Source organism: Phenylobacterium sp. (genome assembly GCF_046590535.1).
GTDB lineage: Bacteria > Pseudomonadota > Alphaproteobacteria > Caulobacterales > Caulobacteraceae > Phenylobacterium.
In genome coordinates, this window is the sequence record NZ_JBKJTG010000017.1 from 1 (window position 1) to 8,474 (window position 8,474).

The 8,474-nt window shown below is 70.7% G+C and carries 7 protein-coding genes and 1 tRNA gene; 3 read left to right on the top strand and 5 right to left on the bottom strand.

What is annotated here, in order from left to right; genetic code table 11:
• The 5 genes from ACLL81_RS01060 to glmU form a co-directional block, all read right to left on the bottom strand.
• A partial coding sequence (locus ACLL81_RS01060) for a 3-deoxy-7-phosphoheptulonate synthase (RefSeq protein ID WP_411286496.1) occupies positions 1 to 266 on the bottom strand: 266 nt, incomplete at its 3' end.
• A 56-nt stretch (positions 267 to 322) separates the two neighbouring features.
• Positions 323 to 1,573 (bottom strand): O-antigen ligase family protein, encoded by a 1,251-nt coding sequence (locus tag ACLL81_RS01065; RefSeq protein ID WP_411286497.1) that lies wholly within the window; start codon positions 1,571 to 1,573, stop codon positions 323 to 325.
• A complete protein-coding gene (gene gor, locus ACLL81_RS01070) occupies positions 1,570 to 2,952 on the bottom strand; it encodes a glutathione-disulfide reductase (protein ID WP_411286498.1) in 1,383 nt (460 codons plus the stop codon). The genes ACLL81_RS01065 and gor overlap by 4 nt, the downstream gene beginning before the upstream one ends.
• A gap of 13 nt (positions 2,953 to 2,965) precedes the next feature.
• Positions 2,966 to 3,655, bottom strand: coding sequence for a ribose-5-phosphate isomerase RpiA (gene rpiA, locus ACLL81_RS01075; protein WP_411286499.1), 690 nt, complete (start codon positions 3,653 to 3,655; stop codon positions 2,966 to 2,968).
• Entirely contained in the window at positions 3,652 to 5,010 is a 1,359-nt protein-coding gene (gene glmU, locus ACLL81_RS01080) for a bifunctional UDP-N-acetylglucosamine diphosphorylase/glucosamine-1-phosphate N-acetyltransferase GlmU (RefSeq protein ID WP_411286500.1), read from the bottom strand. The genes rpiA and glmU overlap by 4 nt, the downstream gene beginning before the upstream one ends.
• A 108-nt stretch (positions 5,011 to 5,118) precedes the next feature.
• Between glmU and ACLL81_RS01085 the strand changes: the two genes are divergently transcribed.
• The 3 genes from ACLL81_RS01085 to ACLL81_RS01095 all read left to right on the top strand — a co-directional run bounded on the left by ACLL81_RS01085 (position 5,119) and on the right by ACLL81_RS01095 (position 8,172).
• A complete protein-coding gene (locus ACLL81_RS01085; RefSeq protein ID WP_411286501.1) occupies positions 5,119 to 7,371 on the top strand; it encodes a transferrin receptor-like dimerization domain-containing protein in 2,253 nt (750 codons plus the stop codon).
• On the top strand, positions 7,361 to 8,068 hold the full coding sequence (gene gph, locus ACLL81_RS01090; RefSeq protein WP_411286502.1) for a phosphoglycolate phosphatase: 708 nt from the start codon (positions 7,361 to 7,363) through the stop codon (positions 8,066 to 8,068). The genes ACLL81_RS01085 and gph overlap by 11 nt, the downstream gene beginning before the upstream one ends.
• A gap of 29 nt (positions 8,069 to 8,097) precedes the next feature.
• Positions 8,098 to 8,172 (top strand) — tRNA-Val (locus ACLL81_RS01095).
• Positions 8,173 to 8,474 lie beyond the last annotated feature (302 nt).

An 8,474-nucleotide genomic window follows, 5' to 3' on the forward strand; every position in this document is an offset into this window, starting at 1 on the left:
ATCAGGCGGAAGGTGTCGCGGATGTTGTCGGCGTGGAATTCCTTGAAGCTCTCCGCGCAGTCGCCGCCCTGCAGCAGGAACGCGCGGCCCTCGGCCACGTCGCCCAGCAGGCTCTTCAGCCGGCGCGCCTCACCGGCAAACACCAGCGGCGGCATCCGACGAAGGGTCTGCTCCACCTCGGTCAGGGCGGCCTGGTCGGGATAGTCCGTCGGCAGGTGCCGGGCGGGCTTGGCTCTCCAGGAAGCGGGCGTCCAGTGCTCGGTCATCGCTCACAACTCCACGCCCCCGCAGTTCAGACGGCGCGGCGGCGAAACCGGGCCTTCTACTCCGATATGGGGGCGAAGGTCGATGCTTGCGCTGCACTGCGGCGAAGCTTGGCCGCGGGCTGTGGCGCCGCATCCCCGGTCAGCATCGCCACCAGGACGGCCACCAGCGCGCCCAGCGCCAGCCACCACTCCTGCCAGACGCCGAAGTTGGCGGCCCCGAATAACAGGTAGGCGGCGACCGACGCCGCGGTGGCCGCCATGGCCAGGCTGGGTTCGGTGCGTTTCAGCCGAAGCAGGGTCGCGCCCCAGAACACCGCCGCCGCCGCCGCGCCCGCCACGCCCAGCTCCAGCCAGAGCTGGAGGGCGCTGTTGTGAGGGTGAAGCTGTATGCCCGGCCCGAACATGCGGCTGGCGTCCAACCCCCAGCCGCGCAGGGGATGCTCGGCGATCCAGTCGACAGCGTGGCTCCAGTAGCTGAGACGTTGGGCCCAGGAAAGCGGCAGGCCAAGATCCAGCGAGGTCGCCGCCGCGATATCGCGGATGGCCCAGACCGCCACCGGCATGGCCACGAAGAACAGGGCCGCGACGCCGGCGATGGCCTTGGGCGCCTCGCGCGGCGCTCGCCAGACGGCGAACCCGGCCAGGCCGCCCAGGGCCAGGGCCAGCAGCGGGGCGTCGGCCCTGAAGGCCACCCCGGCCACGGCGACCCCGGCCGCCATGGGCAGGGCCAGCCCCGGGATAGCGCCGGCGCGCACTCCACCCGCCGCCGCCAGGGGCCAGAGCAGCGCCAGCACGAATGCGGCTTGCCCCAGGTTCTTGCCCGCCAGGTCCGGGCGGATGGGCTCGTAGAAGGCGATGTGCAGGGCGCGGTAGATCTGGCCGCCGGTGAAGGCCTCCACGATCAGGAGCGCTCCCAGCGCCGCCAGGCCCCAGGCCAGCACCCGCAGGGCCAGCCGCTGCAGGGCCGGGTCGGCGCGCCGGGCGCCGCACACCGCGGCCCAGTAGAGCGGCAGCTCCAGGGCGAGCTTCAAGGCCGTGCTGGATCCCGGGTCCCTGGGGGCGTGCGGGCTCCACAGGGTCGAGATCGCCGCCCACACCAGGGCCGCGGCCAGGGCCACCAGCGCCGGGCGGTCGGCGTCGTCCAGCCGGATCGCCGGCAGGCACAGCAGCCCCAGGAGCGCCAGTAGCGGCGCGAAGCCAAGCGGACCCAGCCAGGCCAGCAGCGGCGTCATCACCGCTGCGAACACCATCACCCAGCCGCACCAGCGGGGAAGTCGGCCGGGGGCGGGCTGGGCGGCCAGGCTCACGCCGCCTGCCCCAGGCCCGGCGGCACATATTTCTCGCGCATGGTGACCAGCTCCTCCGCCAGCGTCGGATGGACCGCGCAGGTGGAATCCCACTGCGGCTTGGTCACCCCCATCTTTATGGCGATGGCGGCCATCTGGATGATCTCCGGCCCGTCGGGCCCGACCACATGGCAGCCGACGATCCTCTCGCTGGCGGCGTCCACCACCAGCTTGATCAGGGCCCGCTCGTGGCCGCCGGTGAAGGCGTACTTCATGGGCCGGAAGCGGGAGAGGTAGATGTCCACCTTGCCCAGCTTGTGGCGGGCGTCCGCCTCCGACAGCCCCACCGAGCCGATCGGCGGCTGCGAGAAGACGGCGGAGGCCACCATTTCGTGGTCGAAGCTGGTGGGGCGACCGTAGAACTCGGTCTCGGCGAAGGCCTGGCCCTCACGGATCGCCACGGGGGTCAGGTTGATCCGGTCGGTGACGTCACCCACCGCCCAGATGTGTTCGACATTGGTGCGGGAAAATGCGTCCACCTTCACCGCGCCGGTCTCGGTGAGCGCGACACCGCAGGCCTCCAGCCCCAGCCCCTCGGTGTAGGGCTCGCGGCCAAGGGCGAACAAGACCACGTCGGAGACCAGGTCGTGGCCGTCGATGCAGTGGCTGACCAGGCCCTCGGCGGTCTTCTCGATGCTGCCGTGCTGGGCGCCCAGCAGCACCTTGATGCCCCGCTGCTCCATTTCCTCGGTCAGATGGGCGCGCACATCGTCATCGAAGCCGCGCAGCACGTTGGGGCCCCGGTGGACCAGGGTGGTCTCCACCCCAAGGCCATTGAAGATTCCGGCGAACTCCACGGCGATGTAGCCGCCGCCGGCGATGACGATGCGCCTGGGCAGCTCCGGGAGCTGGAAGGCCTCGTTGGAGCTGATGGCATGCTCGCCGCCCGGCAAGTCCTTGGGCGCCCAGGGCTGTCCGCCGGTGGCGATCAGGATCTTGCCCGCGGTCACCGAGCCCTTGCCCTCGACCTCGACGGTGTGCGGATCGGTCATCTTCGCCTTGCCGTGGATCAGCTCGGCGCCGGCGTTCTGCAGGTTGCGCACATAGACACCGGAGAGGCGGGCGATCTCCTTGTCCTTCTCCGCCAGGAAGACGGGCCAATCGAAGGTGGGCTCGCCCACGGTCCAGCCGAAACCCTTGGCTGTCTCGAAATGATGCGCAAATTCCGAAGCGTACACCATGAACTTCTTAGGAACGCAGCCGCGGATCACGCAGGTGCCGCCCACCCGGTGCTCCTCGGCCACCGCCACCTTGGCGCCCGACATGGCGGCGAGCCTGGCCGCCCGCACCCCGCCGGAGCCCGCGCCGATCACAAACAGGTCGTAGTCGTAGTCCGCCACGCGGGGGCTCCTCTCAGGGTTCCAGCGTCGTCACGCCGCCATCGGCCGCGCCGATCAGCGCCTGGTCAGCCAGGTCGAGGAAGAGGCCGTGGTCGACCACGCCGGTGACGCTCTTCAGCGCCGCCGCCAGGGCCGCCGGCTCCTCAATCGCGCCGCAGGCTGCGTCATAGATGAAGTTGCCGCCGTCGGTTCGCACGGGCTCACCGTCACGGGTGCGCAGCCTGGGCGCGACGCCGAGGCCGCTTTCCACGAGGGCGTCGCAGATGCGCAGCGCCGTGGTGGCGTGGCCGAACGCCACCACCTCGATAGGCAGGGGGAATTTTCCCAGTTTTTTCACATGCTTGGCGGCGTCGGCTATCACCACGCAGCGGCGGGACGCTTCCCACACCAGCTTCTCGCGCAGCAACGCCCCGCCGCCGCCCTTGATGAGCGAAAGCCCAGGGCCGATCTCGTCGGCGCCGTCCACCGTAAGGTCGATGTCGCCGGTCTCGCCCAGCCCGGCCAGCTTCAGGCCCAGGCTCGCAGCAAGCTCCCCGGTGACCCTGGAGGTGCAGACGCAGGTGACGTCCAGGCCTCGGCCCGCCAGGGCGCGGATGAACCACGCTGCCGTAGACCCGGTGCCCAGGCCCACCACCATGCCGGCCTCCACCAGGGCCGCCGCCGCCTCGCCCGCCGCGCGCTTCTGGTCGTCGGCGTCGCTCACGCCTTGGCCTTCTTCGCCTTCTGGGCGCGCTTCATCTCCCGGAACCTGGCCGCCCAGCCGGGCTTGGCGAGTTGGGTGCAGCGCTCGATGGCCAGGGCGTCGGCCTCCACATCCTTGGTGATCACCGAGCCGGAGCCGGTATAGGCCCCGGCCCCCACCGTCACCGGCGCCACCAGGGCGGTGTTGGAGCCGATGAAGGCGCCCTCGCCCACGTGGGTCTCCCATTTGTCGAAGCCGTCGTAGTTGCAGAAGATCACCCCGGCGCCGATGTTCGCGCCCGGCCCCACCACGCCATCGCCCAGATAGCTCAAGTGGTTGGCCTTGGCGCCCTTGCCGACGGTGACCTTCTTGACCTCCACGAAGTTGCCGATGTGGGCCTGCTCGCCGATGTCGGCGCCGAGCCGCAGCCGGGCGTAGGGGCCGATCAGGGCGCCCTCGCCCACGCGGGCGCCCTCAAGGTGACTGAAGGCGCGGATCACGGCGCCGGTCTCCACTGTCACGCCGGGTCCGAACACCACATAGGGCTCGATGGTGGCCCCGGGCGCGATCTGGGTGTCCCAGGAGAAGTGCACCGTCTCCGGCGCCGGCATGGCGACGCCCTCGGTCAGGAACCAGGCGCGGCGGCGCTGCTGGAAGATGGCCTCGGCCGCGCTGAGCTGGGCTTGCGTGTCGGCGCCCATCACCGCGCTCTCGGGCGCGACGTCCGCACGCACCAACGCGTCCTCGAAGTTGGCCTGGGCGACGATGCCGGTGATGAAGTACTCGCCCTTGGGGTTGTCGTTGTCGATGCGGGAAAGCCAGCGGAACAGGTCGGCGCGGGCGGCCACATACATGCCCGCGTTGCAGGCGCGCACCGCCTTGACTTCCTCACTGGCCTGGCTGGGCTCGACGATGCGGATCACGTGGCCGTCGCCGCCGCGGATCAGCCGGCCATAGAGCAGGGTGTCCACCGGCTCGAACCCCAGGATGGCCAGGGCCGCACCCTCCGCCCGCAGCTTGAACAGGGGCTCCAGGTCGTGCGGCTGCAGGAGCGGGCAGTCGCCGTTCACCACCAGCACGTCACCGTCGAAGTCGGCGAGGGCGTCGGCGCCGCAGAGCACGGCGTGGCCGGTACCCAGTTGCGGGGCCTGGAGCACCGCGGCGGCCTCTCCCAGCCTCGCCGTCACCAGGTCTCGCACGGCTTGGCTATGGTCGCCGACGATCACCAAGATCCGTTCGCAGCCGGCCTGCTGGACGGTGTCGATCACCCGGTCCAGGAGACTGCGGCCGCCCACCTTGTGCAGCACCTTCGGGATGGGCGACTTCATCCGTGTGCCCTGGCCGGCGGCGAGGATCACGGCGGCGCGGGCTGTCATCGGGGCAGGTCCTCCGGGGCCGAGTCACGAGCGTGTTTCGAGCCTTACCAAGCCTTGTGGCCGGGGGCGAGAAGCGGCTAGCGTCGCATCTGCTTCGGGGAGAGTTTCATGACACGCCGCACGCGCCTGGCCGCCCTTCTGTCCGCCTGCGCCCTAGGGGCCTTCGGCGCCGCGCAGGCCCAGCCCAACCGCGACCTCGAGAGCCGTTTCGACGCCCAGATCGACAACGCCGAGATGGGCCGCTGGCTGAAGACCATGGCCGCGGAGCCCAACCACGTGGGCGCGCCCCACAACAAAGCCAACGCCGACATGACGCTGGCTCAGTTCAAGGCCTGGGGCTGGGACGCCAAAATCGAGACCTTCTGGGTGCTCTATCCGACCCCGCTGGAGGTCAGCCTGGAGCTGGTCAGCGGCGAAGGCGCGCCGTTCAAGGCCACCCTGACCGAGCGCGCCGTGCCCGGCGACGAGAGCTCCACCCGGCTGGCCGACGCCCTGCCGGCTTATGTGGCGTTCCAGGGCGACGGGGATGTCACCGCCCCGCTGGTCTATGTGAACTACGGCATGCCCGCCGATTACGACGCCCTGGAGCGCATGGGGATTTCGGTGAAGGGCAAGATCGCCATCGCCCGCTACGGCCAGGGCTGGCGCGGCCTGAAGCCGAAGCTGGCCCAGGACCATGGGGCGGTAGGCGCGATCATCTATTCCGACCCGCGCGACGACGGCTATTCCACCGACGACGTCTATCCCAAGGGCGCGGCGCGTCCGCCGCAGGGCTTCCAGCGCGGCTCGGTGGCCGACATGACCCTCTTCCCCGGGGACCCGACCACCCCCGGCTACGGCTCGACAAAGAACGCGAAACGCCTGGCGCGGGAGGATGCGCCGACCATCCTGAAGATTCCCGCCCTGCCGATCTCCTACGCCGACGCCCAGGTGCTGCTGCAATCCCTGGACGGGCCGGTGGCGCCGGCCGCCTGGCGCGGCTCGCTGCCGATCACCTACCATGTGGGCGGAAACGGCGGCCGGGCGCGGCTGGTGGTGAAGTCCGACTGGTCGCTGAAGCCGGCGCACAATGTGATCGCCAGGCTGAAGGGCGCCCAGCGTCCCGACGAGTGGGTGGTCCGCGGCAACCACCGCGACGGCTGGGTGATGGGGGCCTCGGACCCGCTCTCCGGCCACGTGGCGATGATGGGCGAGGCCAAGGCGCTGGGGGCGCTGAAGAAGGCCGGCTGGCGACCCAAGCGGACCATCGTCTACACCAGCTGGGACGCCGAGGAGCCGATGCTGCTGGGCTCCACCGAATGGGCCGAGCACCACGCCGCCGAGCTGAAGGCCAAGGCTCTCATCTATATCAATTCCGACGGCAACGGCCGCGGGTTCATGAGCGCGGCGGGCAGCCATGCCTATCAGCACCTGGTCAATCAGGTGGCCGCCGACGTCATCGACCCGCAGACCGGCGTCCCCGTGCGCGACCGCCTGCGCGCCCGGGTGGCGGTGAACGCCACGGTGGCCGGGGCCAACGACCGCGCCAAGGCGATGGGCAAGATCGCCGCCGATCCGGCCCAGGACCTGCCGATCGAGGCGCTGGGCTCCGGCTCCGACTATTCCAGCTTCCTGCAGCACCTGGGCCTGGCGTCGCTGAACATCGCCTACGGCGGCGAGGGCGAGAGCGGCGGGGTCTATCACTCGGCCTATGACGACTACGAGCACCACAGCCGCTTCGTGGACCCGGGCCACGCCTATGCCGGCGCCCTGGCCAAGACCGCCGGCCGGCTGGTGCTGCGGATCGCCGACGCGGACCTGCCGGTGCAGCGCTATGGGGACTTCGCCACCACGGTGGCGGGCTATGCCGACGAGGTGAAGAAGCTGGCCGACGCCAAGCGCGAGGAGTCCGTGACCCAGGCCCGGCTGCTGGCCACCAACGCCTACAAGCTGGCCGACGACCCCACCCAGACCAGCGGCCTGCCGACGCCGATGGCGGCGTCCGTGGCGTTGGACTTCGGCCCGCTGGACGCCGCGGCAGCCCGGCTCAAGGCCAGCGCCGCGGCCTTCGACCTGGCCCTGGCGGCCCGGGGCCCGTCGCTGAGCGCCGCCCAGCGCAAGCGGCTGGATGCTCTGATCCTCCCCCTGGAACAGCGCCTGCTGCGGCCCGAGGGCCTGCCGTTCCGGCCCTGGTACCGCAACATGGTCTATGCCCCCGGCCGCTTCACCGGCTACGGCGCCAAGACCCTGCCCGGGGTGCGCGAGGCGATCGAAGAGCGCCGCTTCGCCGACGCGGCGCGCTACATCGGCCTGACCGGCGAGGCGCTGAACGCCTATTCGGGCGGGCTCGACCAGGCCACCGCGGTGATCGATGGCCGATGAGGCGTGCGCACTCGACGGCGCGGTGATCGCCTTCGACCTGGACGGCACCCTGGTGGACACCGCCCCGGACCTGGTGGAGACGCTGAACGTGCTTTTGGCGCAGGAAGGCGTCGCGCCCCTGCCCCTGGCCGAGGCCCGGCCGTTCATCGGCCGCGGCGCCCGCTGGCTGATCGAGCGCGGCTTCGCGGAGGCCGGCGCGCCGCTGGACGCAGGCCGGGTCCCGGCGCTGTTCGACCGGTTCATCGCCCACTACCTGGCCCACATCGCCGACCAGAGCCGGCCGTTCCCCGGCGTCGAGGCGGCCCTGGACCGGCTGAAGGCCATGGGCGCGAAGCTCTGCGTCTGCACCAACAAGCGCACCGACCTTTCGGTGGCGCTTTTGGACGCCGTGGGTCTGGCGGGCTGGTTCGATGCGGTGATCGGGGCCGACGCCGCGCCGGCCAGCAAGCCCGACCCGCGCCACCTGACCTTCGCCATCGACACCCTGGGCGGGGCCCATGACCGGGCGATCCTGGTGGGCGATGCGGCGCCGGACGCGGGCGCGGCCAGGGCCGCCGGCGTGGCCCTGATCCTGGTCAGCTTCGGCTATACGGAGACGCCGGTGCGCGAGCTTTCGCCCGACATCCTGATCGACCACTATGACGAGCTTCCGGACGCCTGCCGGCGGCTGCTGGGCGCTTGCGGGGCGCGGGCCTAGCCGCTATAGGCCCCATCCTTCGCGAAGGCGGATGCGTAGCTCAGCGGGAGAGCACCTCGTTCACACCGAGGGGGTCACAGGTTCAATCCCTGTCGCATCCACCATTCTTTTCAGCGGGTTGGCCATTCGGGCCAGTGGCGCTTTCCAGATTTGCCCGCGGACCGGTGCCAGGCACTCCCCCGTAGCCGTTTATTTGCGCCGGGGCTGCCAAGCTGAGGCTTCAAAAGTCCGCACAATTGGAGCTGGCTTAGCGCGCATTCGGACGCGCATGTCCCGTTGGGGCCCAAGGCTCGCGCTGGGATTTCCGTCGATCAAAGTCGCGCGTCGAACCTGTCGCGCGAGGCCATCGAGGCCCCGCGCTACGCGAACGACGCCGACCGGCGGTGCTGTCAGGTTGTCTGGTCCG

Excerpts from the sequence above, each read along its gene's own strand:
- glmU (WP_411286500.1), bottom strand. The coding sequence starts at position 5,010 with ATGACAGCCCGCGCCGCCGTGATCCTCGCCGCCGGCCAGGGCACACGG.
- ACLL81_RS01085 (WP_411286501.1), top strand. The coding sequence starts at position 5,119 with ATGACACGCCGCACGCGCCTGGCCGCCCTTCTGTCCGCCTGCGCCCTA.
- gph (WP_411286502.1), top strand. The coding sequence starts at position 7,361 with ATGGCCGATGAGGCGTGCGCACTCGACGGCGCGGTGATCGCCTTCGAC.